The organism is Pseudomonas sp. GW821-FHT02B10, from assembly GCF_059421865.1.
In genome coordinates this window covers 21134-43984 of record NZ_JBWKVU010000001.1, presented here as the reverse complement: position 1 = coordinate 43984, position 22851 = coordinate 21134, and the positions used below count along the sequence as shown (strand labels likewise).

21 protein-coding genes are annotated in these 22851 nt (G+C 62.8%); 8 read left to right on the top strand and 13 right to left on the bottom strand.

The genetic code is table 11. From position 1 onward, the window contains the following. Positions 1-206: 206 nt before the first annotated feature. The 4 genes from ggt to mdaB form a co-directional block, all read right to left on the bottom strand. Positions 207-1874, bottom strand: a complete 1668-nt coding sequence (gene ggt / locus AC07VU_RS00175) for a gamma-glutamyltransferase (protein ID WP_495029383.1) — start codon at positions 1872-1874, stop codon at positions 207-209. A gap of 378 nt (positions 1875-2252) precedes the next feature. Further along, entirely contained in the window at positions 2253-3146 is an 894-nt protein-coding gene (locus AC07VU_RS00170; protein ID WP_274335765.1) for an NAD-dependent epimerase/dehydratase family protein, read from the bottom strand. A 211-nt stretch (positions 3147-3357) separates the two neighbouring features. Next, on the bottom strand, positions 3358-4269 hold the full coding sequence (locus tag AC07VU_RS00165) for a LysR substrate-binding domain-containing protein (RefSeq protein WP_495029382.1): 912 nt from the start codon (positions 4267-4269) through the stop codon (positions 3358-3360). A 170-nt stretch (positions 4270-4439) separates the two neighbouring features. Continuing rightward, complete coding sequence (mdaB, locus tag AC07VU_RS00160; RefSeq protein WP_495029381.1) at positions 4440-5030, bottom strand: NADPH:quinone oxidoreductase MdaB; 591 nt, start codon at positions 5028-5030, stop codon at positions 4440-4442. 204 nt (positions 5031-5234) lie between these two features. Here mdaB and AC07VU_RS00155 point away from each other — a divergent pair, with 204 nt between their 5' ends. Beyond that, positions 5235-5549 (top strand): putative quinol monooxygenase, encoded by a 315-nt coding sequence (locus tag AC07VU_RS00155; protein ID WP_053259565.1) that lies wholly within the window; start codon positions 5235-5237, stop codon positions 5547-5549. Here AC07VU_RS00155 and AC07VU_RS00150 read toward each other — a convergent pair. After that, complete coding sequence (locus AC07VU_RS00150) at positions 5539-6303, bottom strand: sulfite exporter TauE/SafE family protein (RefSeq protein ID WP_495029380.1); 765 nt, start codon at positions 6301-6303, stop codon at positions 5539-5541. The genes AC07VU_RS00155 and AC07VU_RS00150 overlap by 11 nt on opposite strands. Positions 6304-6501: 198 nt before the next feature. Between AC07VU_RS00150 and AC07VU_RS00145 the strand changes: the two genes are divergently transcribed. Then, a complete protein-coding gene (locus AC07VU_RS00145) occupies positions 6502-7386 on the top strand; it encodes a LysR family transcriptional regulator (RefSeq protein WP_495029379.1) in 885 nt (294 codons plus the stop codon). A gap of 107 nt (positions 7387-7493) precedes the next feature. Here the strand turns inward: AC07VU_RS00145 and AC07VU_RS00140 are convergent, their stop codons facing one another. The 3 genes from AC07VU_RS00140 to kynU all read right to left on the bottom strand — a co-directional run bounded on the left by AC07VU_RS00140 (position 7494) and on the right by kynU (position 11657). Further along, positions 7494-8900: an amino acid permease gene (locus AC07VU_RS00140; RefSeq protein WP_495029378.1), complete on the bottom strand. Its 1407-nt coding sequence runs from the start codon at positions 8898-8900 to the stop codon at positions 7494-7496. Between the two features lie 87 nt (positions 8901-8987). Next, positions 8988-10301 (bottom strand): OprD family porin, encoded by a 1314-nt coding sequence (locus tag AC07VU_RS00135; RefSeq protein WP_495029377.1) that lies wholly within the window; start codon positions 10299-10301, stop codon positions 8988-8990. A gap of 105 nt (positions 10302-10406) precedes the next feature. After that, a complete protein-coding gene (kynU, locus tag AC07VU_RS00130) occupies positions 10407-11657 on the bottom strand; it encodes a kynureninase (RefSeq protein ID WP_495029376.1) in 1251 nt (416 codons plus the stop codon). A gap of 186 nt (positions 11658-11843) precedes the next feature. Between kynU and AC07VU_RS00125 the strand changes: the two genes are divergently transcribed. After that, entirely contained in the window at positions 11844-12317 is a 474-nt protein-coding gene (locus AC07VU_RS00125) for an Lrp/AsnC family transcriptional regulator (protein ID WP_007927404.1), read from the top strand. A gap of 3 nt (positions 12318-12320) precedes the next feature. Here AC07VU_RS00125 and AC07VU_RS00120 read toward each other — a convergent pair whose 3' ends face one another. Further along, complete coding sequence (locus tag AC07VU_RS00120) at positions 12321-13334, bottom strand: AraC family transcriptional regulator (protein ID WP_274305452.1); 1014 nt, start codon at positions 13332-13334, stop codon at positions 12321-12323. A gap of 542 nt (positions 13335-13876) precedes the next feature. On the opposite strand from AC07VU_RS00120, the gene antA reads away from it, so the two are divergent. The 4 genes from antA (at position 13877) to AC07VU_RS00100 (ending at position 18259) form a co-directional block, all read left to right on the top strand. Further along, positions 13877-15262 carry an anthranilate 1,2-dioxygenase large subunit gene (gene antA / locus AC07VU_RS00115; RefSeq protein ID WP_009042058.1) on the top strand — a complete coding sequence of 462 codons (1386 nt, stop codon included), beginning with the start codon at positions 13877-13879 and terminating at the stop codon, positions 15260-15262. Between the two features lie 2 nt (positions 15263-15264). Then, positions 15265-15756 (top strand): anthranilate 1,2-dioxygenase small subunit, encoded by a 492-nt coding sequence (gene antB, locus AC07VU_RS00110; RefSeq protein WP_007927395.1) that lies wholly within the window; start codon positions 15265-15267, stop codon positions 15754-15756. Between the two features lie 12 nt (positions 15757-15768). Next, positions 15769-16788: an anthranilate 1,2-dioxygenase electron transfer component AntC gene (antC, locus tag AC07VU_RS00105; protein ID WP_495029375.1), complete on the top strand. Its 1020-nt coding sequence runs from the start codon at positions 15769-15771 to the stop codon at positions 16786-16788. A 73-nt stretch (positions 16789-16861) separates the two neighbouring features. Beyond that, positions 16862-18259 (top strand): amino acid permease, encoded by a 1398-nt coding sequence (locus tag AC07VU_RS00100; RefSeq protein WP_495029374.1) that lies wholly within the window; start codon positions 16862-16864, stop codon positions 18257-18259. Positions 18260-18434: 175 nt separating this feature from the next. Here the strand turns inward: AC07VU_RS00100 and kynA are convergent, their stop codons facing one another. Further along, positions 18435-19289, bottom strand: coding sequence for a tryptophan 2,3-dioxygenase (gene kynA / locus AC07VU_RS00095; RefSeq protein WP_053259555.1), 855 nt, complete (start codon positions 19287-19289; stop codon positions 18435-18437). 107 nt (positions 19290-19396) lie between these two features. Further along, positions 19397-20038, bottom strand: a complete 642-nt coding sequence (kynB, locus tag AC07VU_RS00090) for an arylformamidase (RefSeq protein ID WP_037033901.1) — start codon at positions 20036-20038, stop codon at positions 19397-19399. 266 nt (positions 20039-20304) lie between these two features. Here kynB and AC07VU_RS00085 point away from each other — a divergent pair, with 266 nt between their 5' ends. Then, positions 20305-20655, top strand: coding sequence for a cupin domain-containing protein (locus tag AC07VU_RS00085; protein WP_007922165.1), 351 nt, complete (start codon positions 20305-20307; stop codon positions 20653-20655). Positions 20656-21023: 368 nt separating this feature from the next. Here AC07VU_RS00085 and AC07VU_RS00080 read toward each other — a convergent pair whose 3' ends face one another. Together AC07VU_RS00080 and mmsB are read right to left on the bottom strand one after the other, a co-directional pair. Then, the gene (locus AC07VU_RS00080; protein WP_495029373.1) at positions 21024-21590 is read right to left on the bottom strand and encodes a hypothetical protein; all 567 of its coding nucleotides are present in this window, start codon (positions 21588-21590) and stop codon (positions 21024-21026) included. 365 nt (positions 21591-21955) lie between these two features. After that, on the bottom strand, positions 21956-22843 hold the full coding sequence (gene mmsB, locus AC07VU_RS00075; RefSeq protein WP_053259553.1) for a 3-hydroxyisobutyrate dehydrogenase: 888 nt from the start codon (positions 22841-22843) through the stop codon (positions 21956-21958). Positions 22844-22851 lie beyond the last annotated feature (8 nt).

Here is a 22851-nt window from a genome sequence, read left to right as displayed (position 1 = left end):
TTGTCGCGAACAGACAAGTCGTGTCGCGAATAATGAAAATCGGCGAGGGGTATTTTCATCCGCTGTAGCGCAAGGAGCAGAACCCCGCAGCCAGTGGCCACGGGGAGGAATGGCTTTCTGTAGGAGCGAAGCTTGCTCGCGATCAGGACCACGCGGTGGGTCAGGCAGGACGCCATCGCGAGCAAGCTCGCTCCTACAGGGACAGGTTATTTGACGACTTTGCCCACGCCACGTCCGCGTGGGTCGGAGGCCGTTTCCAGCTGGCTGCCGGTGACCCGGATCGCCTGGATATCACCCATCTCCCAGCCCTGGTCTTCCAGGGTGTAGCCCAAGGCTTTCAGCTCGTCGGCGACCTTGCCGGTGAGCGGCGCGTAGGCGTCGTAGTAAATGGTGTCCTTGGGCAGCAACTGGTGATGCACGCGCTGCGCGGCCACGGCTTTTTCCAGCGGCAGGTTGAAGTCGTAGAGGTTGTTCAGCACCTGGAAGATTGAGGTGAAGATCCGCGACCCGCCCGGCGTGCCCAGCACCAGGGTGACCTTGCCATCGCGGGTCACCAGGCTCGGGCTCATGGACGACAGCATGCGCTTGCCCGGCGCGATGGCGTTGGCGTCGCCGCCGACCACGCCAAAGGCGTTGGCTACCCCGGGCTTGGCGCTGAAGTCGTCCATTTCGTCGTTGAGCAGGAAGCCCGCGCCCTTGACCACCACGCCGCTGCCGTAGTCCCAGTTGAGGGTGTAGGTATTGCTCACCGCGTTGCCGTCGGCATCGACGATGGAGAAGTGGGTGGTCTGGTGCCGCTCCAGGCCCGGGCGGACTTTTTCGGTGGGCGAGATGGCCGTCGGGTTGATCTCGGCGGCGCGTTTTTTCAGGTAGGCCGGGTCGATCAGCTGCTTGACCGGCACCTCGGAGAACGCCGGGTCGCCAAGGTAATCGGCGCGGTCGGCGAACACGCGTTTTTCGATTTCCGCCAGCAGGTGGATGTACTTGGCCGAGTTCAGCTCGACGCCCTTGAAGTCCGCCGTGCGTTCTTCCTTGATGGTCATCAGTTGTGCCAGGGCGACGCCGCCGGAGCTGGGCGGCGGCGCGGTGTACAGGGTATTGCCGCGCCAGTTGACCTGCAGCGGCTCACGCCAGGCGACCTTGTAGTCCTGCAGGTCCTGCTTGGTGATCAGGCCTTTGTCGGCCTGCATCTGCGCCACCAGCAGGTCGGCGGTCTTGCCCTCGTAGAACTCCTTGACGCCCTGGTCGGCGATGCGTTCCAGGGTCGCGGCCAGCTCCGGCTGGCGGAAGGTTTCGCCGACTTTCATGCTGCCGAAATAGTCGCCGAAATTGGTGCTGTCCTTGAACAGCTTCAGCGCGTCCTCGCGGTACTGGTACTGCTTGTCGGCGACCTTGAAACCGTTTTTCGCATAGCCCACCGCCGGGGTGATCAGTTCGCTCCAGGGCAACTTGCCGAACTTCTTGTGCACCTCCCACAGGCCCATCACCGTGCCCGGCACCCCGGCGGCGCGCGCGCCGACCAGGCTGAGGTTCTCGATCACCTCGCCTTTGTCATTCAGGTACATGTCGCGGGTCGCGGCCTTGGGCGCGGTTTCGCGGTAGTCGAGGAAATAAGGTTTGCCGTCGATGAACAGGGTCATGAAACCGCCGCCGCCAATGTTGCCGGCCTCGGGGTAGGTCACTGCCAGGGTGAACGCGGTGGCGACCGCGGCGTCCACCGCGTTGCCGCCCTTCTTCAGAACCTGCGCCGCGACATCGGCGCCATACTGGTTCGGCGCGGCGACCGCGCCACCTTCCAGCAACGCGGCGAAGGTCGGCGAGCTGGCGGCGATGGCCGCTGTCAGAGCCAAGGTCTTAAATAGAACAATGCGCATAAGGTCCGTCCTTTTATTGTTTTTTGGCAGGTCGAACGATAGGGGCAAGATCGGGGGCGGAGCAATCGGCAAATAAAAACGGCCGCTTGAAGCGGCCGTCTGGCGAGGGGACGAGTGACGGTGGCTACGGTGCCGCGCTTGAGGCCGTCACGACCGTACCGGTCGATCGTCCGAACGCGACCCGAGCCTGCAGCAGCGGCTACAGGATCACGCTGCCCGTGTAGCCGCTGCCGAGCCTGCGAGGCTGCGATCGGCAACGCAGTTGCCGCAAAACCTGAATCCACGAACTGCCTGGAAAAACGCGCCAGCCGGTTTACGACGGCTACGCCGCCGAGCGCAGCCTCGCTGGCGCTCGACAGCGGCTACAGGGATAGCGGCTCAGACCATCTCGTGGCGAATCCACTCCAGCACCGAGGTGCGCCGCGGTACCCAGCCCAGCAATTCGCGGGCGTTCTTGCCCCGCACGCGGCTGTTGGAACCCAGGCCGTAGTTGGCCATTTCATAGCCCCATTCGGCTTCGGCCTGGGCCAGCGGCCAGTCCTGCGGCGCGCCGAGGTGCAGGGCCTGGGCCATGGCGGTGGTCATGTCGATGAAGGAGGCTTCACCGCTTTCGACGAAGTAGAAGGTGCCCGGGATGTTGCGGGTCAGCGCCAGCAGGTACAGCGCCACCACGTCTTCGATATGCACGTTGGACCAGATGTTCTGCCCCGGCCCGACATGCCGCACCACGCCACTGTTGCGCGCCTGCTTGAGCAGCCGCGGCAGCTGCACGCTGTCGCGTTTCACGCCGAGGCTGTGGCCGTAGATCAGGGTGTTGCAGAGCACCGCCGAGTTCACCCCATCCTTGGCCGCGGCCAGCACCAGGTTGTCGATGGCCACGCGCGCGGCCTTGTCGACGGTGGGCTCTGGCAGGTTGTTTTCCTGATAGACGACGTCGCTGACCTTGCCGCCCGAAGCGTCTCCGACGATGCTCGAACCGCTGGTGTGCAAGAAGACTTTATTGGAGCCCTTGAGGGCCGCGAGCAGGACTTCCACCGCTCCACGATGGTCGCTGCTGGCCGCGTTGATCACCGCGTCGGCGGCGCGGGCCTGTTCGGTCAGCACGGCGCTGTCGTCCAGGCTGCCGAGTACCGGCTGGATGCCCAGGGCGCTGAGTTCGGCGGCCTGTTCGGCGCTGCGCACCAGGCCGGTGACTTGATGGCCGGCCCGGACCAGGCCGGTGGCAATGGAGCCGCCGATAAAACCCGCGGCGCCGGTGACGAATACATTCATGGAGAAACTCCCTGGGTGGATAAGTGATGGCGCCAGTATCGACGGGCGACTCCTGCCGAAACAGGCAGGTTGGCCCAAATCACTCTTGCGCAGGGATCACGAATCAGGGATCGGTCTTCCCACCGAGATTGACCGCCGTAGGAGCCGGCTTGCCAGCGATAGTGCCTGCCCGGGCGGTGCAAGGCGAGCCGGTTCCTACAGCAGAAAGGCCTCAGCCTTCGAACTGCGGGTTGGCGTACTCGGCCAGCTTGCCCTGGATAAAGTCGAGGAAGCACTGGATGCGCAGGGCCAGCTGCGAGTTGCGGTAGTACACGGCGTTGATCGGCTGGCGATAGCCGCTGTTGAACTGGGCGAGGAGCGGCGTGAGGCGCCCGGCGCGGATGTCGTCGATAGTCATGAAGTGCGACAGGCAGGCGATGCCCTGCCCTGCCAGCGCCAGGTGGCGAACCGTCTCGCCGCTGGAGGCGCTGATGCCCGGCTGGATCGGCCAGCGGTCGCCGTGCACATGGCGCAGCGGCCAGTGGTTGAGGGTTTCGGTCTGGGTGAAACCCAGCAGGGTATGGTCGCTCAGCTCGGCCACGCTGGCGGGTGTGCCGTGCCGCTTCAGGTAGTCGGGGCTGGCGAGGATGTGCAGCGGGCTGCAACCGAGCGAACGCGCGTGCAGGGTCGAGTCCGCCAGGGTGCCGATGCGGATCGCGATATCGGTGCTCTGTTCCAGCAGGTCGATGATCAGGTCGTTGCTGTTGAGCTCCAGCTGGATGTCCGGGTACAGGCTTCGGAACTCAGCGATGTAGGGCACGATGGCATGCAGCATGAACGGCGAGGCGGCGTTGATGCGCAGGCGCCCGGACGGCGTCTGCTGGCGGGACGACAGGCGCTCTTCGAGCTCGTCCATCTGGTCGAGGATCAGCTTGGCCTGCTCGAAGAAATACTTGCCCTCCTCGGTCAGGTCCATGCGCCGCGTGGTGCGGTTGATCAGCGTGGTGTCGAGCTTGGCTTCCAGGCGCGACAGGGTGCGGCTGACCGCCGACGGCGTCTGCCCGACCTGCTCGGCCGCCGCGGAAATCGAACCGCACTCGATGACGCAGACGAAGATCTGGAGTTCGTCGGATCTGGCTTTCACGTAAGTCCTCTATCTCGGTTGGGCGCCTGTAGCCGCTGCCGCAGGCTGCGATAAGGCCGAAGGCCTTCAGCGATCTCACGCCCTTGCGCCCCCTTCGGTGGCGATCGCAGCCTGCGGCAGCGGCTACATCCTGTGTCAGGCTTGTGGCACGCCACCGATAGTAGCCGGATTTACGCGGGGAGGTTGAACACCGCCTTGAGGTGTTCTTCGTAGCGCTGCACGTCGGCTTCGATGTTCGGGCGCTTCATCACGTCGACGCAGAGGAAGGTCGGCAGGCCGCGCATGCCAAGGAACTGGTTGGCCTTGTGGAACGGGAAGTACACCGCGTCCACGCCCTTGGCTTCGAAGAAATCGCTCGGGTCGTCGAAGGCTTGCTGTGGAGCGTTCCAAGTCAGCGACAGCATGTACTGCTTGTCGTGGATCAGGCCGCCGCTGCCGTACTTCTGCGAGGCATCGGAACGGGTGCGGCCATCGCTGGCGTAGAGGCTGCCGTGGCCCTCGGTGAAGACTTCGTCGATGTACTTTTTCACGATCCACGGCGCGCCCATCCACCAGCCCGGCATCTGGTAGACGATCACGTCGGCCCAGAGGAACTTGGCCACTTCTTCCTGGATGTCGTAGCCCTCGTCGATGTGGGTGACTTTGACGTCCACGCCGCCACGGTCCAGCACCGCCACCGCGGCTTCATGCAGGGTCGCGTTGTAGCGGCCGTCGGAGTGGGCGAACTTCTTGCCACCGTTGAGCAACAGTACTTTTTTCATGATCCAGCCTCATCAGGAACAACCCTTTGGCGCTGCGCTGCAGGGCCGGGTCGAGAAGATTAAAAAACGATGGGGCGGAGAATATCGTTGAAAGACGATATGAATAAGCGCGATCCAGGCAAAAAGCATTTGACCAATACGCACGAATAGGCGGCGGATTCGTGTCGTAGAATTTTTAAAACTCCCTTTACCCAGGAACGCAGCATGTCCGAACAGCACGGTTTTATCCTTCACGCCAAGACCCGCCCGGAAATGGCCGAGGCCTTCGAGGCGCTGTTTCGCGCCTATGTCGAGCCGAGCCGCGCCGAACCCGGCTGCATCGAATACCACATGCTGCGCGACCAGCAGGACCCGAGCCTGTTCATCTTCTATGAGATCTGGGAATCCCAGGCGCACCTGGACGTGCACTCCAACCTGCCGCACATGAAGGCGTTCTTCGACAAGCGCATGGATTACCTGGAGCGCGACTTCGATATCCGCCGCATCGACATGCTCAGCCCGTCGTCCGCTAGCCGCTGATTAGTAGATGGGCACCAAGCAGGACCAGGCCGCTGAAAAACACCCGCTTGAACAACACGGCGCTGATGCGCTGGCGCAGTGCCTGGCCCAGCCACATGCCGAGCAGGGCGGGGATCAGGGCCAGCAGCGAGGCGCTGAGTTCGCCGCCGCCCAGGGCGCCGCGCCAGTACAGGCCGGCCGCCAGGGCCAGGGTCGAGACGGTGAACGACAGCCCCAGGGCCTGCACCAGTTCGTCCTTGTGCAGCCCCAACGCCTGTAGATAAGGCACCGCCGGAATCACGAACACCCCGGTGGCCGAGGTGATAACGCCCGTCACCAGGCCACAGGCCGGGCCCAGCCAGGTTTCCATTCGCGGCCGCAGCCGCAGGGTCGGCAGCAGCAACCCGCTCAGGGCATAGAGCAATAACGCCGCCCCCAGCGCCCGCACCACCCAATGCCCACCGTCGATCCCCAGCCACAGGCTGCCCAGGCCGGTGCCGATGAATATCGCCAGCAGCAGCGGCCACAAGCGCTTGAGCAACGTCCACAGATACCCACCGAATGCCAGCTGCCAGACATTGGTCAGGGTCGCCGGGATGATCAACAGGGCCGCAGCCTGCGTTGGCGCCATAGCCAGGCCGAGCAGGCCCATGGCGATGGTCGGCAGGCCGAGGCCGATCACACCCTTGATCATGCCGGCCAGGACAAAGGTGCCGATCACCAGCAGGGACAGGAGCAAACCGAGGTTCTGGTAAAACGCGAGAGAAGTGTTCATGGCGCTATCCTGCGCCCTCGGCGGTGGGCTGAAAATCTGCCATATACTGAGGCAGCCTCTTGTTTGACGAGAGGCTGTAGATTTTCAGTGGCTGTGATGGCCCTATCGCGGGCAAGCCTCGCTCCTACAGAAGACCATCATCTGTAGGAGCGAGGCTTGCCCGCGATAGCCGCACAGCGGCGTTATCAAGGACACCCCATGCACTTCGACCTGACCGACCTGCGCCTGTACTTGAACATCCTCGACGCCGGCAATATCACCGCCGGCGCCAGCCGCAGCCATTTGTCCCTGGCCGCGGCCAGCGCACGAATCCGCGCCATGGAGGCGTCCCTGGGCACCGAGTTCCTGCAGCGCGGCCGCCGAGGCGTGACCCCGACGCCCGCCGGCCAGGCCCTGGCCCAGCACGCGCGCGGCCTGCTGCAACAGGCCGAGCACCTGCGCCAGGACCTGGCCGAATACGCCCGGGGCGTCAAAGGCCAGGTGCGCCTGTTGTGCAACACCACGGCGATCACCGAATACCTGCCGGAGCCGCTGGCGGACTTTCTCTGCGCCCACCCCAACCTCGACATCGACCTGCAGGAACTGCCCAGCCTGCGCATCACCCACGCCCTGCGCCAGGGCGCGGCGGACCTGGGGATAGTCTCCGACGCGGTGGATACCCAGGACCTGCAGACCCTGGTGTTTCGCGACGACCCGCTGGTGCTGGTCCTGCCTGCCCACCACCCGCTGGCGGACGGCCGGGCGGTGAGTTTCAGCGACAGCCTGCACCACGATTATGTCGGCCTCGCCGCCCACAGCGCCCTGGCCGTGTACCTGGAAGAACAGGCCTTGCACCTGGGGCTGCGGATGCCGATCCGCATCCGCGCCGACGGCTTCGACGGGGTGATGCGCATGGTCGCCCGGGGCGCCGGATTGGCCGTGGTGCCCCGGGCCGCCATCGAACGCCGGGGGCCGGATGCATCGCTCAACGTGCTGCCGCTGGTGGAGGCCTGGGCGCAACGCAAGTTGCTGCTCTGCGCCCGCGACTTCAACGCCCTGCCGCCCTACGCCAAGGCCCTCCTGGAAACCCTGGGCCACCTGTAGGAGCAGCCGGTCGACGCTCGATTGCTCGCGAATAGCGTTCGTCGCGACGCTGCGGTGAATGGTCGCTGCGCGGATCGCGAGCAAGCTTCGCTCCTACAGGTTTGGGGTCAGACCTTGGACGGGTTCAGCTCGGCGGCGGCCCGGGGTTTTCTGAAGCAGGCGAAGTAAACCGCCGTCAGGATCAGCAGGAACGGCACGCCGAACACCAGGGTCATCTTGAAGGCCTCGGTGAAGTAGGTGGTGATCATCACCGCGCCCATCAGCACCAGGCCCAGCAACGTGCTCCAGGGGAACAGGCGCATGCGGAACGACAGCGGTTGCTCGCCATGGCGCTGGTGGTAGCGGCGGAAGCAGTAGTGCGTGAGGAAGATCATGAACCAGGTGAAGATCGCGCCGAACATCGAGATCGCCATCATCAGGGTGAACGAGCTTTCCGGGTACAGCACGTTGATCAGCGTCGCCAGGCCGATGCCCGAGCTGGACAGCAGCAAGGCGTTCAACGGGATGCCGCTCTTGCTCAGGGCGCCCATGGACTTGGGCGCATAACCGCCGCGGGACAGGCTGAACATCATGCGCGTGGTGATGTACAGCTGGCTGTTCATCGCCGACAGCGCGGCGATCAGGATCACGAAGTTCATCACCCCGGTGGCGCCGGGAATGCCGATGGTCTGCATCACCGTGACGAACGGGCTCTGCGCCTTGCCGGCCTGGACCCAGGGCACGATGGCCAGCATCAAAGCCAGGGTCAGCAGGTAGAACACCACCAGCCGCACCATGGTCGCGCGAAAGGCCTTTTTCACCGCCCGCTGCGGATCCTCGGCTTCGCCGGCGGCCACCGCGATCATCTCCACGCTCAGGTAGCTGAAGATCGAGACGATCACCGCGATCCACATGCCCTGCACACCGTGGGGGAAAAAGCCGCCGTGGGCGGTGTAATTGTGCAGGCCGTAGTCGGCATTGCCGGAGCCGAACACCACGTACACCGCGAGGATGATGAAGCCGACGATGGCGGCGATCTTGATGGTGGAGAACCAGTACTCGAAGTTGCCGAAGGTTTTCACGCTGATGGCGTTGAGCAGGATCAGCACGCTGGAGAACGAGACGATCCACACCCATTCCGGCACGTGGGCGAACCAGTACTTCATGTACATGGCGATGGCCGTGACCTCGGCGCCGACCGCCAGCACGATGGCCGCCCAATAGGCATAGCGCACCAGGAACCCGGCCAGCGGGCTGATGTAGAACTCGGCGTAGGCACCGAAGGAGCCGGAGGTGGAATGGGCCACGGTCATTTCCGCCAGGCAGCCCATCAGCAGCAGGGTGATCAGCGCGCCGATGGCGTAGCTGAGCAGCACGCTGGGCCCGGCGTAACCGATGGCGTAGGCGCTACCCATGAACAGGCCGGTGCCGATCGCCCCGCCGATGGCAATCATGCTCATCTGCCCGGCTGTGAGCTGGCGCCTGAGGCCATGCTCACGCTTGGATATGGCTTCAAAGCCGGTGTTATCGTTCATGTTTCTGTCCTCTGAATATTGTCTTTCTTGAAGAGAGCACATCGTTGGGGGTGATGCCTGGGGCCGTCATATACGGCAGCGAATGGATCAGAAAATACTCAGCGGATATTCGATAATGAGTCGAACTTCATTGTTGTCGGTGGTATCCGCTCGAGCCACCTGGCTGGTTGAACGCAGCGAGCCCTGGCGCACTCGCACCGACAGGTCCTTGGCCTTGCCGGACTGCACGATGTAGCGCGCTTCAATGTCCCGTTCCCAGCGCTTTCCGTCGCTACCGTAACGTCCATAGGCGCCATTGACGCCACCGTCATAGTGGCTGTCGTCGATATGATCGCCGCTGACATACCGCGACATGAAACTCAGCCCCGGCACACCGAAAGGCGCCATGTCCAAGTCATATCGCAATTGCCAGGAACGTTCGTTGGGTGCATTGAAATCAACGATCTGTATTGAGTTGGCGAGAAAAATCGAGGTGCCCGGCTGCTGATCGAAACCCAGATAATCGAACGGTTCATCGCCATCGACGCGTTGATAGGCCAGGGTCAAGCGATGTGCGCCGACCTTGTAGGAACCGGCCAGCGACCAGGTGGTATTGTCGATCTTCCCGGCCAGGCTCTGGCCGGTGTCGTTGGTGCGATAGATATTGAAGTCAAGGTTCAGCGACTGGCTTGCGCTTACTGGGTAGGTGTAGCTGGCATTGGCATAGTACTGCCGCCAGATATCGGTGAACTGCGAGCCGTACAGGCTGACGCGTAACTGGTCGTTCAGGCTATAGACGCCACCCAGGTAATCGACGCTGCGGGTTTCCACGCCGGCATACAAGGCTTTGAGGGCGCCGTCGTCATTGGTCGATGCACTGTCGTTGCCTGAAGTGAAGTGCCCGGCGTCGAGCAGCAGGCCGTTCAACTCGTTGCTGGTCAGTTGAAAGCCGTTAGCCTGTTGGGTGAACAGTCGCGCGTTGCCCGTGCCGAACACCGGGTTGAGCGGTGTCAGGTTGCCGTATTTGAGTTCGGTTTTCGAGATCCGCATCTTGAGCGCACCGCCCGCTTCGGAGTATTCATCCTCGGCGCGACCGTCGGAGTCGAGTGGCAACAAACCCGTACCGCTACGCCCCTTGCCGCTGTCGAGTTTAATCCCCACCTGCGCGAAGGCGTCGATGCCGAAGCCCACGGTTCCCTGGGTATAGCCGGATCGGTAATCCAGCAGGACCCCATGAGCCCACTCGTTCCGATAATTCTGGGCGCCGGGGTTGTTGAGGTTGTTGCGATAGAAATAGAAGTTGCGGTTAGTCAGGGTCAGGCGGCTGTCTTCGACGAATCCATGGTCGGAGGCGGCATACGCCAGTTGGCCGAGACAGGTACTGATGGCAAGCGGCAAGGCTGACCAGAGGGGCGGTTTCATTCTGCATGTTCCTTATTATTATGTTTTCTCAGAACGCTTTATTGGAGGCGACCGAAGCCCCGCCGCCGAAAAAATCGCCACGGCAGGACAACGAGGCCAGGGGTATCAGGTGACGCTGTGGCGCACCTGGAACTGCGCTTGGGACCAGGTTTTCTGGTCGAGGATTTCACCGAGGACCTGCACCGCGTCCCAGACTTCGCTGAAGCGGGTGTACAGCGGCGTGAAGCCGAAGCGCATGATCCGCGGTTCGCGGTAGTCGCCGATCACCCCCCGGGCGATCAGGGCCTGGATCACCGCATAACCTTCAGGGTGTTCGAAGCTGACATGGCTGCCGCGCTTGTCGTGTTCGCGCGGGGTGACCAGCTTCAGGCCATGGGCCGCGCAGCGCTGTTCCACCAGTTCGATGAACAGGTCGGTCAAGGCCAGGGACTTGCGCCGCAGGCTGGCCATGTCGGTCTGCTCGAAGATCTCCAGGCCGCACTCGACCATGGCCAGCGACGTAATCGGCTGGGTGCCGCACAGGTAGCGGGCGATGCCGCTGCTCGGCTGGTATTGCACGTCCATGTCGAACTGCCGCGCATGGCCGAACCAGCCGGCCAACGGCTGCCTGACCAGGTCGCAGACGGCCGGCGAGACCCAGGCGAAGGCTTGCGAGCCCGGGCCGCCGTTGAGGTATTTGTAGGTGCAGCCGATGGCGTAGTCGGCGCCGGCCTGCTTCAGGTCCACCGGCACCGCGCCGGCGGAGTGGGCCAGGTCCCACAGGCTCAGCGCGCCGCATTCGTGGGTCAGCGCGGTCACCGCCTGCATGTCGTGCATGTAGCCGGTCTTGTAGTTGACGTGGGTCAGCATGACCACCGCGGTGTCTTCGCCAATGGCCTGGGGCAACTCCTCGGGGCTGTCCACCAGGCGCAGGGAATAACCCTGCTGCAGCATCTCGGTCAGGCCTTCGGCGATGTACAGGTCGCTGGGAAAGTTGCTGCTCTCGCTGACGATCACCCGCCGCTGCGGCGCCTTGAGCGCCTGCACCCGCAAGGCGGCGCTGAGCACCTTGAACAGATTGATCGAGGTGGTGTCGGTGATCACCACTTCGTTGGCATCGGCGCCGATCAGTTTGGCCAGGCGGTCGCCCAGGCGCTGCGACAGGTCGCGCCAGCCGGCAGTGTTCCAACTGCGGATCAGGCCATTGCCCCATTCCTCGGCAATCACTTGCTGCGCCCGTTGCAGGGCCGCGACCGGGCGGGCGCCGAGGGAGTTGCCGTCGAGATAGATCACCCCGTCGGGCAGCGCGAACTGGTTGCGCAGCGGTGCCAGCGGGTCCTGTGCATCGAGGGCCAGGCAGTGGTTTCTTGTTGTCATGGGAAGTCCTGTTTTCACTAAGGCATGCGGCGGCACACGCCATGCCAGGGGCGGCATCGACGGCTGCGCGGTGAAGAAATAATGAACGAAGCCCTGGAGAATTTTCGTGCAAAATGCGCTATGAGAGCGGCACAGTCTCGAAGATTATTCGACTACAACTTAAAAAAACGCGGATAAATGCCAACCATGATTCTCGACTCGACAGACCTGCGAATCCTGCACTTCCTGCAACAGGACGGCCGTATCAGCAACCAGGAGCTGGCGGAGAAAGTCGCCCTCTCGCCCTCGGCCTGCCTGCGTCGCCTGCGCCTGCTGGAGGGCGAAGGCATCATCAGCGGCTATCGCGCGGTATTGAATGCCGAGCGTTTGGGGATCGAGTTGGAGGCCATCGTTCATGTGTCGCTGCGCCAGGACGTGGCGGACTGGCACGAGACCTTTATCAAGAAGGTCCAGCAGTGGCCGGAAGTGGTGACCGCCTATGTGGTCACCGGCGCCAGCAACTATGTGCTGCGGGTCCAGGCGCGCAACCTCAAGCACTTCTCGGATTTCATCGTCAATCACCTGAACCGCACGTCCGGGGTCACCGACATCCGCTCGGAAATCGTCCTGCAGAAAATCAAGGAGCAGGACGGCCTGCTGGACCTGGTATTGCGCAAGTAACTGCTAGAAACCACCCAGGCGCCGCGCATCGTGGCGCTGCAGGGTGACGCTGGGCGACTCGCCGAACAGCTTGCGGTATTCGGCGGAGAACCGCCCTAGATGGCTGAAGCCCCAGCCCAGGGCGATCTCGGAAATGGTCCGCGCCGAGCCGTGTTCGAGGATCTCCTGGCGCACCGCGTTGAGCCGGTACTTCTTCAGGTAGACCATCGGCGACAGGGCGAAGTACTTCTTGAAGGCCTCGAACAGCTTGAAGCGCGAAACTCCGGCGGCGGCTTCCAGGTCTTCCAGGCCCAGCGGTTCGCGGGCGTTGGCGTGAATGTACTGGCGGGCGCGGACCAGGTAGTGGGGCAACTTGACCTCCAGCACCTCGCGCAACTCCGCCGAGTAGTTATTCGGCTGGGCCAGGATCAGGCCCTTGATCAAGGAGTTTTCCAGGTCCCGGGTGAAGGCCAGCTGTTCGTACAGCTCGCTGCTGCGCTCCAGCTCGGCGATGAAATACCGCGCCATGCGCCACCAGGACGCCGACGCCCCCTCCACCGCATCCATCACCGCCTCGAAGCGCAGCGGCTCTTGTGGCGGGCGTTGCAGCAAGGCTTCGAGGGCCTCGCTCATGGCCGCCCGGGTAATCACCACCTGGACTTTGCGGCAGTCGCCGGAGATCGCCAGCATCTGACTTTCATTGGGCGCGATGATCACCCCCTGGTCGCGGTTGGAGCGCAGCAGCCGGCCGTCCTTGCTCAGTTCCTGATCGCCGCTCAGCGGCAGGCTCAGGCTGTAGCTGCTGAAGCGCTCGGCGTCTTCGATATCGATGGTGACGTCGGTGCCGTATTCGATGGTGCCCAGGGTCGTGGCCCGCGACTTGAACACGTTGGCGCTGTGGTGAAAGCGGATGCGCTCGGGGGTCGCGGTCTCGAGCCGATGCGGCCCGCAAATGCCAGACATCCAGCTTCTCGCCCCCTCGAGGTCGTAGCGATCGATACGAATATCGCGAAACTGCGAATCAGCCTTGCTATTCATCACGGCGCACCCACGGCAATATTTTTTTGCGCGCTCTGACGGCGCGTCTGGCTTGAAGTACTGGCTTGCTTGCAACAGCCAACAGCAAGTTTTGCGCCACCGTCCGGCACTGCCAACCGACTGGATAGCAATCGCCGACTAAGTGGATAGAACCCGTCCACCCGGTGCGCAAAACCCACGCAAGACTGCGCCAAACAGTAGCTCATCGCGACATCGCGGTGCAGCCGTTGATCGCCTGCCACCCAGGACCTGGGTATTTCCACCACACCCGAACGCCGCCCCCGTAGCCGCTGCCGCAGGCTGCGATCGGCTCGGTCCGCGTTCGGGCGCAGCAGGCGTAAAACCGCCTATCGCGGTGTTCCTGTCAGATCGTGTGTTCTGATTTTGCGGCGACTGCGTCGCCGATCGCAGCCTGCGGCAGCGGCTACAGGTGGCCGGGCAATTTTGTGGATGGCCTTGGCCGACTAAGCGGATAGCCACCCCTGCCCCGCACTCTCTCTAATGCATGCACCGATTGGCCTGAACAAGAAAGGTACTCACTCATGAGTGGTGCAAGAAACACAGAACAATGGAAAAGCTTCATCGACGGCTGCCTGGATTTTCGTCCGGACGACGGCGTATTCCGCATCGCCCGGGACATGTTCACCGAGCCCGAGCTGTTCGACCTGGAGATGGAACTGATCTTCGAGAAGAACTGGATCTACGCCTGCCACGAAAGCGAGCTGGCCAACAACCACGACTTCGTCACCATGCGCGCCGGGCGCCAGCCGATGATCATCACCCGCGACGGCGAAGGCCGGCTCAACGCGCTGATCAACGCCTGCCAGCACCGCGGCACCACCCTGACCCGGGTCGGCAAGGGCAACCAGTCCACCTTCACCTGCCCGTTCCACGCCTGGTGCTACAAGAGCGACGGACGCCTGGTGAAGGTCAAGGCGCCGGGGGAATACCCCGAAGGCTTCGACAAGGCCACCCGCGGCCTGAAGAAGGCCCGCATCGACAGCTACAAGGGCTTCGTCTTCATCAGCCTCGATGTCCACGCCGACAACTCCCTGGAGGACTTCCTCGGCGACGCCAAGGTGTTCTTCGACATGATGGTCGCCCAGTCGCCCACCGGTGAACTGGAAGTCCTGCCCGGCAAGTCCGCCTACACCTACGACGGCAACTGGAAACTGCAGAACGAGAACGGCCTCGACGGTTATCACGTGAGCACCGTGCACTACAACTACGTGGCCACGGTGCAGCACCGCCAGCAGGTCAACAGCGAGAACGGCGGCGCCAGCGCCACCCTCGACTACAGCAAGCTCGGCGCCGGCGACGCCAACACCGACGACGGCTGGTTCGCCTTCAACAACGGCCACAGCGTGCTGTTCAGCGACATGCCCAACCCTGCGGTGCGCTCCGGCTACGCCACCATCATGCCGCGGCTGGTGGAGGAATACGGCCAGGAAAAGGCCGAATGGATGATGCACCGCCTGCGCAACCTCAACGTCTACCCGAGCCTGTTCTTCCTCGACCAGATCAGTTCGCAGTTGCGGATCATCCGCCCGCTGGCCTGGAACAAGACCGAGATCATCAGCCAGTGCATCGGGGTCAAGGGCGAGTCCGACGCCGACCGGGAAAACCGCATCCGCCAGTTCGAGGACTTCTTCAACGTCTCGGGCATGGGCACCCCCGACGACCTGGTGGAATTCCGCGAAGCCCAGCGCGGTTTCCAGGGCCGCCTGGAACGCTGGAGCGACATCTCCCGCGGCAGCCACCGCTGGGCAACCGGGCCGACCCGCAACAGCGAAGCCATCGGTATCCAGCCGGCCATGACCGGCACCGAATTCACCCACGAAGGGCTGTACGTCAACCAGCACCGCAACTGGCAGAAATTCCTCCTCGACGGGCTGGCCCGGCAATCCCTGAAACTGCGTGAGGTGTGAACATGAGTGCGCAACTGCAATACCGTATCGAGCAGTTTTTCTACCGCAAGTCCGAGCTGTGCGACGCCCAGGACTGGGACGCCTACCTCGAACTCTTCGACCCGCAGAGCGAGTTCCACCTGCCGCAGTGGGACTCCGAGCATGTCTACACCACCGACCCGAAACGCGGCATGTCGCTGATCTACTACGCCAACCGCTCGGGCCTGGAAGATCGGGTGTTCCGTATCCGCACCGGCAAGGCCGCCTCGACCATTCCGATGCCGCGCACCCTGCACAACATCAGCAACGTGCGGATCGCCGAGCAGGCCGACGGCAGCCTGCAAGTACGGCTGAACTGGCACACGCTGTTCTATCGCCTGGCCACCGCCGAGCAATTCTTCGGCCATGCCACCTACAGCCTCAAGGCCCACGGCGACAGCTGGCTGATCACTCGCAAGCATGTGCTGCTGCTCAACGACACCATCAATTCGGTGCTCGATTTCTACCACCTCTGACGGAGACCGGGCATGAATCACAAGGTCGCGTTCAGCTTTGCCGACGGCAAGACGCTGTTCTTCCCTGTAAACGCCAACGAAATACTGCTCGACGCCGCCCTGCGCAACGGCATCAAGATCCCCCTCGACTGCCGCGAGGGCGTCTGCGGCACCTGCCAGGGCCGTTGCGAATCGGGCAACTACAGCCAGGACTACGTGGACGAGGAAGCCCTCTCCAGCGCCGACCTGGAGCAGCGCAAGATGCTCAGTTGCCAGACCCGGGTGCAGTCCGATGCCACCTTCTACTTCGACTTCGACTCCAGCCTGTGCAGCGCCGCGGGGCCTGCACAGCTGGGCGGCACCGTTAGCGAGGTACGTCAGGTCTCCGACAGCACGGCGATCCTGCAACTGCAGCTCGACGAGGATCAGGCGGCGCTGGACTTCCTGCCGGGGCAATACGCCCGGCTGTCGGTCCCCGGCACGTCGAGCAAGCGCTCCTACTCGTTCGCCAACCGCTCGGGCAGCCAGCAGCTGCAATTCCTCCTGCGCCTGCTGCCCGACGGGGCGATGAGCAATTACATCCGCGAACGCTGCCAGGTCGGCGACCGCATCGAGCTGGAGGCGCCGCTGGGCGCCTTTTACCTGCGCCATATCGTCCGGCCGCTGGTGCTGGTGGCCGGCGGCACCGGGTTGTCGGCGCTGCTGGCCATGCTCGAGCAACTGGTCGCCGACGGCTGCACCCAGCCGGTGCACCTGTACTACGGGGTGCGCAACGTCGCCGACCTGTGCGAAACCGCGCGTATCGAGGCTTATGCCGGCCAACTGCCGGGCTTTCGCTACACTCCGGTGATCAGCGAGCCGACGGCGGACTGGCCGGGCAAGCGCGGTTATATCGCTGAGCATTTCGATTGCAGCGAATTGCGCGATGCTCCGGTGGACATGTACGTCTGCGGACCGCCACCGATGGTCGAGTCGATCAGGAACTGGTTGCAAGATCAGCAACTTGAGAGCGTTCAGCTGTATTACGAGAAGTTCACCGAGAGTAATATCTGATCCGTCCGCCGTCAGCCGCGATCTGGCCGCGAATACGGACAGATCCGATAACAATGAGAAGAGAGCGTGATTAGTGGATGACATCCTGAAACCCGGCGAACTCAAGCGTGGCTTGAAGAACCGCCATATTCAGCTGATTGCCCTGGGCGGGGCGATCGGCACCGGACTGTTCCTGGGCTCCGCCGGCGTGCTCAAGTCCGCCGGCCCTTCGATGATCCTCGGTTATGCGATAGCCGGGTTCATCGCCTTCCTGATCATGCGCCAGCTCGGCGAAATGATCGTCGAGGAACCGGTGGCCGGGTCCTTCAGCCACTTCGCGCACAAATACTGGGGCGGTTACTTCGGCTTTCTCGCCGGCTGGAATTACTGGGTGCTGTACGTGCTGGTGGGCATGGCCGAACTCACGGCCGTGGGCAAGTACGTGCAGTTCTGGTGGCCGGAAATCCCGTCCTGGGTCAGCGCGGCGGTGTTCTTCGTGCTGGTCAACCTGATCAACATGATGAACGTGAAGTTCTTCGGCGAAGCCGAGTTCTGGTTCGCCATCATCAAGGTGGTGGCCATCATCGGCATGATCGCCCTGGGCTGCTACATGCTGGCCAGCGGTAGCGGCGGCCCACAGGCGGCGGTGAGCAACCTGTGGAGCCACGGCGGGTTCTTCCCCAATGGTGGCACCGGCCTGCTGATGGCCATGGCCTTCATCATGTTCTCCTTCGGCGGCCTGGAACTGGTGGGCATCACCGCCGCCGAGGCCAGCGAGCCGCGCAAGGTAATCCCCAAGGCGATCAACCAGGTGGTGTACCGGGTGCTGATCTTCTACGTCGGCGCCCTCACCGTGCTGCTGTCGCTGTACCCCTGGGACCAGTTGCTGCAGACCCTCAACGCTTCTGGCGACTCCTACAGCGGCAGCCCGTTCGTGCAGATCTTTGCCCTGATCGGCAGCGACACCGCGGCGCACATCCTCAACTTCGTGGTCCTGACCGCGGCGCTCTCGGTGTACAACAGCGGCGTGTACTGCAACAGCCGCATGCTCTACGGCCTGGCCGAACAGGGCGACGCGCCCAGGGCGATGATGAAGCTGAACAAGCAGGGCGTGCCATTGCTGGCCCTGGGCGTCTCGGCGCTGATCACCCTACTCTGCGTGGTGGTCAACTACCTGGCGCCGCAGGAAGCGCTGGAACTGTTGATGGCGCTGGTCGTCGCGTCCCTGATGATCAACTGGGCGCTGATCAGCCTGACCCACCTGAAGTTCCGCAAGTCCATGGGCCAGCAAGGCATAGTGCCGTCGTTCAAGACCTTCTGGTTTCCGTTCAGCAACTACCTGTGCCTGGCCTTCATGCTGATGATCGTCAGCGTGATGCTGATGATTCCCGGGATCCGGGTTTCGGTCTACGCGATCCCGGTGTGGGTTGCGCTGATCTGGGTGTTCTACCGCCTGCGGGTGGCCAGGTCCGGCGCTCGCGCGGTGGCCTGACAACGGCGGCACATGACCCTGTAGCCGCTGCCGCAGGCTGCGATCGACCGGTACGGTCGCAGGACGCCGGAGGTCCTGCGGACCTATCGCAGCCTGCGGCAGCGGCTACAGGGATTGGCATAAACAAAAAGGCCCGGCATTCGATGAATGCCGGGCCTTTTTGTTGGCCTGCCGCTTACAGCGTCGAACGTACGCGCCACAGCTCGGGGAACAGGACGGTGTCGAGCATCTTGCGCAGGTAACCGACGCCTTCGGTGCCGCCGGTGCCGGGCTGGAAGCCGATGATACGTTCCACCGTGGTCACATGGCGGAAGCGCCATTGGCGGAAGGAGTCTTCCAGGTCGATGAACTTCTCCGCCAACTGGTACAGGTCCCAGTAGCGCGACGGGTCGGTGTAGACCTCGCGCCAGGCGGCTTCCACCGACGGGTCATGCTGGGTCGGCGCCTGGCTGTTCAGGGCCAGGCGCTCGGGGTCGATGGCCAGCCCGGCCTTGGCCATCAGGCCGATGGCTTCGTCGTACAGCGACGGCGTGGCGATCGCCAGCTCCAGTTCCTTGAGCAGTTCCGGCCGATGGGCATGGGGGCGCAGCAGGGTCGCGCTCTTGTTGCCGAGGATGAACTCGATCTCGCGGTACTGGAACGACTGGAAGCCCGACGAATGTCCCAGGTACGGGCGGATCGACTTGTACTCGGACGGGGTCATGGTCGCCAGCACCGCCCAGGCATGCACCAGCTGGTCGAAGATCCGCGACACCCGCGCCAGCATCTTGAATGCCGGTGGCAGCTGCCCCTGGTGCACGTGCTCGCGAGCCGCCTTGAGCTCGTGCAGCATCAGTTTCATCCACAGCTCCGAAGTCTGGTGCTGGATGATGAAGAGCATTTCGTTGTGGTCCGGCGACAAGGGGTGCTGGGCATTGAGGATGCGCCCCAGGTCCAGGTAGTCGCCGTAGCTCATGGAGTCGGAAAAATTCAGCTCGGCGTTATGCCAGTTGTCGGGCGGCGGGTTGTTCGAATAGGGACATTGACTCATCGCGTGGGCTCCTCATGTCAGGTCGCGGCCGGTCGATCACCCGGCGCGGGCCTTGATCGAGGGCGCGCGGGGTCGAAGCTTCGTTGTTGTAAATACTATTGTAGGAATTATCGCGGCAAAGGCCGCAGGATGGCGCGCACCGGGCTCGCATCCAAATGAGCGAAACGCAGGGGCAGCGCGATCAGTTCGTAGTCGCCTTCAGCCACCTCGTCGAGCACGATGCCCTCGAGAATCGCCAGGCCATGGCGGGCCACGGCGTTATGGGCCTCCATGGTTTTCGATTGCTGCGGGTCGAGGGACGGGGTGTCGATGCCGATCAGGCGCACACCGTGGCTGGCCAGCAGTTCGACAGTCTCCTTGGCCACGGCGCTGAAATCCGGGTCCCAGGTGCTCAAGGGCGCCTGTCGATAGGTACGCAACAGCACCCGCTCGGGCAGGTTGTCCAGGTGCCCCTCCAGGTGCCGGGGCAAGACCAGCGGGCCACAACCCAGGCAATGCACGACCCGGCACGGGCCGAGGTAGACATCCAGCGGCACCTCGCCGATCGGCGCGCCATCGGCGCTGTAGTGCAGCGGCGCATCGACATGGGCACCGGTGTGCGGCGACAGGGTGATGCGCCCGACGTTCACCGGGCACTCGGGCCCGTATTGCCAGACCCGCTCTTCCTGGAATGGCGTATCGCCGGGCCAGGTCGGGGTCGCGGTACTCAGGGGCGGGCTGATGTCCCACCAGCTTGGGGTTGTGCTCATAGCGTTGCTCTCGGCCATTTCGACCTGAATCATACGAGCGATGCCCGTGAAGATTCTTGCGAAATGCTCCAGCGACCGCGAAATCTTTCGCATGAACTGCCAGGAAATCACTGATTCACGCTCGGAAATTTCAATGCAAACCGCGGCAACACTTCACGGGCGGGTACTGCGTTTCTGGGCACCCCGATGTCGAGTACAGACAACTGACCGGGCGCCGGGCGCTATAGGGTGCGACTTCAGTTCTCAGCCAACACCCCGGAGTCCTCATGACCGCGACTGCCCCCATCACCGTTCTGCGCGACACTCACCCGCTGCCGGTGCTCGATGCCTGCAAATGGGAAAAACTCGAAGGCGACCCGCACACCGTCAACCTCAACGCCTACACCAGCGAAGACGGCAGCAAGATCATGGGTACCTGGATCTGCACGCCCGGAAAATGGCGCGTGGACTACGTGAAATGGGAGTACTGCCATTTCCAGGAAGGCTACTGCGTGATCACCCCGGACGGCATGGACCCGATCCACCTGCGCGCCGGCGATATCTTCGTGGTCGAGCCGGGGATGAAAGGCACCTGGGAAGTGGTCGAGACCGTGCGCAAGTATTTCGTGTTCGCCTGACACCCGAAAATGCGGGCCGCAGTTTTGCAAACTGCCTGATCGGCCCGGCGAAGAACTTTCCGCGAAACATCAAGAGGCGCTCATATCATTGAGGAGCGCCTCTTTTTATAAAGTCACAGCAATAAGGCAGACGCCCCGTCATACACTTCCCGGCCTAATGATATTGGCCAACCAGAAGTTCACCCATCTCAGCCCAGCGAATACAGACAGCCCATTTAAACTTCCAGCAAGCTTGCTTAAACAAAAAAACCAAGCAGACAACCCGCATTTAAAACTTTAGAAAGTCTATTAATACAACGACTAAAAAGGGGACGATTTCAACGTCCCCTTTTGCACATTAAAGTGCTTGATGGTGATGCACCTGACACTTAATCGTTGGCTTTCGAGATTTTCCATGAGCCGGTATTGCCGTCCCGATTCAGATAGGGGGTCGTCGATACCGCATATTTGACACCCTCGCCACTGGCATGCCCACAGGTATCCAGGAACCCGCCGCGCACATCGTTGTAGCCATTCAGGAAGTGCACGACATCCCCCTCTCTCACCTTGAAATCCTTGGGATCTGAGGTATCGGCGAAAATTCGCCAGTGCAGGGTATCCGCCGGCCGCGATTCCTTGAGGGCTGTGACCACGTTGTAGATCGACGGTTTTGTCGCGTGGCCATTGGTGTCCAGATAGCCACCCTCGTTGTTGTAGAGGTTCCACAGCAGAATCACATCGCAACTTTCAACCTCGGTTCCTACTGCCTTGCCTGTCGCGGACTCGATGATCCAGGTACCAGTACCCGGGCCGCGATGAGGAGTGGTTGCGGTGACTACGCCGTAAAGACTGTTCGGGGCGGTGGCATGGTTACAAGTATCGAGATAACCGCCATCCCAACTATTGTAACCATTCTTGATATGAACTTTGTCTCCGTATCTCAGGACATCTGCCATGGTCTATCTCCCTGATAAAACCTCATATACATGCCATATCCATGACATGTCGTCATTCGACAGAGACGCTGTCGACACAAGTCACCTTAGCTATCAATCCCGATACTGCCAGAGCATGCCTTATACATTGTCGCGATAAAGCCACTGGCGAATCTTCATCGCCTGCTTTGCCAATATTACGGACGATATTCGACCGTAAAGAACGGTCATAAACCGATGTGATTTTTCTGCACAAGCGCGATTGCCGAGGACGGCGCACTCGATCCTGGCCCGTGCCAGCGGCTACAGGGGAGCGAGGTCCATTGAGGTAAGAGAGATGGCAAAAAACCGGGAGCCCGCCCGACGCGGGCTCCCGGAAAAATCCCCTATTGGGGCTTGCGATAGCTGTTGACGATAGCTGAGAAGTCCATGCCCCCTTCCCCGCGCTGGCTCATGGCCTGGTACAGCTGCTGCGCCACGGCACCCAGCACCACCGGCTGGTGCGCCTGGCGGGCGGCCTCGGTGGCCAGGCCCAGGTCCTTGAGCATCAGCTCGGCGCCGAAGCCGCCGGTGTAGCCGCGGGCAGCCGGCGCGGTTTCGATCACGCCGGGCCAGGGGTTGTAGGTGTCGGAACTCCAGCAACGCCCGGTGGAGCTGTTGATGATGCCCGCCAGCACCTTGGTGTCGATCCCCAGGGCATCGCCCAGGGCCATGGCTTCGCTGACACCGATCATCGAAATGCCCAGCAGCAGGTTGTTGCAGATCTTGGCGATCTGCCCGGTACCCACTTCACCGCAGTGCACGATATTGCGGCCCATCTGCGCCAGCACCGGCTGCAGGGTGGCGAACAGTTCGGCGCTGGCACCGACCATGAAGGTCAGGGTGCCCGCCGCCGCGCCGCCGGTACCGCCGGATACCGGCGCATCGGCCACGGCCACGCCTTGCTTGGCGGCCGCCGCGGCGACGTCGCGGGCGGTCTGCGGGTCGATGGTGCTGCAATCCACCGCCGGCGTGCCACGGGCGATGCCGGCCAGCACCCCGTCGTCACCCAGCCAGACGCTACGCACATGGGGCGCGGCCGGCAGCATGGTGATCACCAGCTCGCTGTCTGCGGCGGCAGCGCGCGGCGAGGTACTGATGCTGCCACCCAGTTCGGCCAGTTCCTTGAGCACGGCCTGGTTCAGGTCGAACAGGTTCAACTGATGCCCGGCCTTGAGCAGGTTGCGCGCCATGGGCGCGCCCATGTTGCCCAGACCGATGAATGCGATTTTCATGAGCGGAC

Bases quoted from the DNA above. Each gene is read 5' to 3' on its own strand.
- AC07VU_RS00155 (WP_053259565.1), top strand. From the start codon at position 5,235: ATGTCCGAACAGCACGGTTTTATCCTTCACGCCAAGACCCGCCCGGAA.
- AC07VU_RS00140 (WP_495029378.1), bottom strand. From the start codon at position 8,900: ATGAACGATAACACCGGCTTTGAAGCCATATCCAAGCGTGAGCATGGC.
- AC07VU_RS00135 (WP_495029377.1), bottom strand. From the start codon at position 10,301: ATGAAACCGCCCCTCTGGTCAGCCTTGCCGCTTGCCATCAGTACCTGT.
- AC07VU_RS00085 (WP_007922165.1), top strand. From the start codon at position 20,305: ATGACCGCGACTGCCCCCATCACCGTTCTGCGCGACACTCACCCGCTG.
- AC07VU_RS00150 (WP_495029380.1), bottom strand. From the start codon at position 6,303: ATGAACACTTCTCTCGCGTTTTACCAGAACCTCGGTTTGCTCCTGTCC.
- antC (WP_495029375.1), top strand. From the start codon at position 15,769: ATGAATCACAAGGTCGCGTTCAGCTTTGCCGACGGCAAGACGCTGTTC.
- kynU (WP_495029376.1), bottom strand. From the start codon at position 11,657: ATGACAACAAGAAACCACTGCCTGGCCCTCGATGCACAGGACCCGCTG.
- AC07VU_RS00170 (WP_274335765.1), bottom strand. From the start codon at position 3,146: ATGAATGTATTCGTCACCGGCGCCGCGGGTTTTATCGGCGGCTCCATT.
- AC07VU_RS00080 (WP_495029373.1), bottom strand. From the start codon at position 21,590: ATGGCAGATGTCCTGAGATACGGAGACAAAGTTCATATCAAGAATGGT.
- AC07VU_RS00120 (WP_274305452.1), bottom strand. From the start codon at position 13,334: ATGAATAGCAAGGCTGATTCGCAGTTTCGCGATATTCGTATCGATCGC.
- ggt (WP_495029383.1), bottom strand. From the start codon at position 1,874: ATGCGCATTGTTCTATTTAAGACCTTGGCTCTGACAGCGGCCATCGCC.
- kynA (WP_053259555.1), bottom strand. From the start codon at position 19,289: ATGAGTCAATGTCCCTATTCGAACAACCCGCCGCCCGACAACTGGCAT.
- kynB (WP_037033901.1), bottom strand. From the start codon at position 20,038: ATGAGCACAACCCCAAGCTGGTGGGACATCAGCCCGCCCCTGAGTACC.
- antA (WP_009042058.1), top strand. From the start codon at position 13,877: ATGAGTGGTGCAAGAAACACAGAACAATGGAAAAGCTTCATCGACGGC.
- antB (WP_007927395.1), top strand. From the start codon at position 15,265: ATGAGTGCGCAACTGCAATACCGTATCGAGCAGTTTTTCTACCGCAAG.
- mdaB (WP_495029381.1), bottom strand. From the start codon at position 5,030: ATGAAAAAAGTACTGTTGCTCAACGGTGGCAAGAAGTTCGCCCACTCC.
- AC07VU_RS00125 (WP_007927404.1), top strand. From the start codon at position 11,844: ATGATTCTCGACTCGACAGACCTGCGAATCCTGCACTTCCTGCAACAG.
- AC07VU_RS00145 (WP_495029379.1), top strand. From the start codon at position 6,502: ATGCACTTCGACCTGACCGACCTGCGCCTGTACTTGAACATCCTCGAC.
- mmsB (WP_053259553.1), bottom strand. From the start codon at position 22,843: ATGAAAATCGCATTCATCGGTCTGGGCAACATGGGCGCGCCCATGGCG.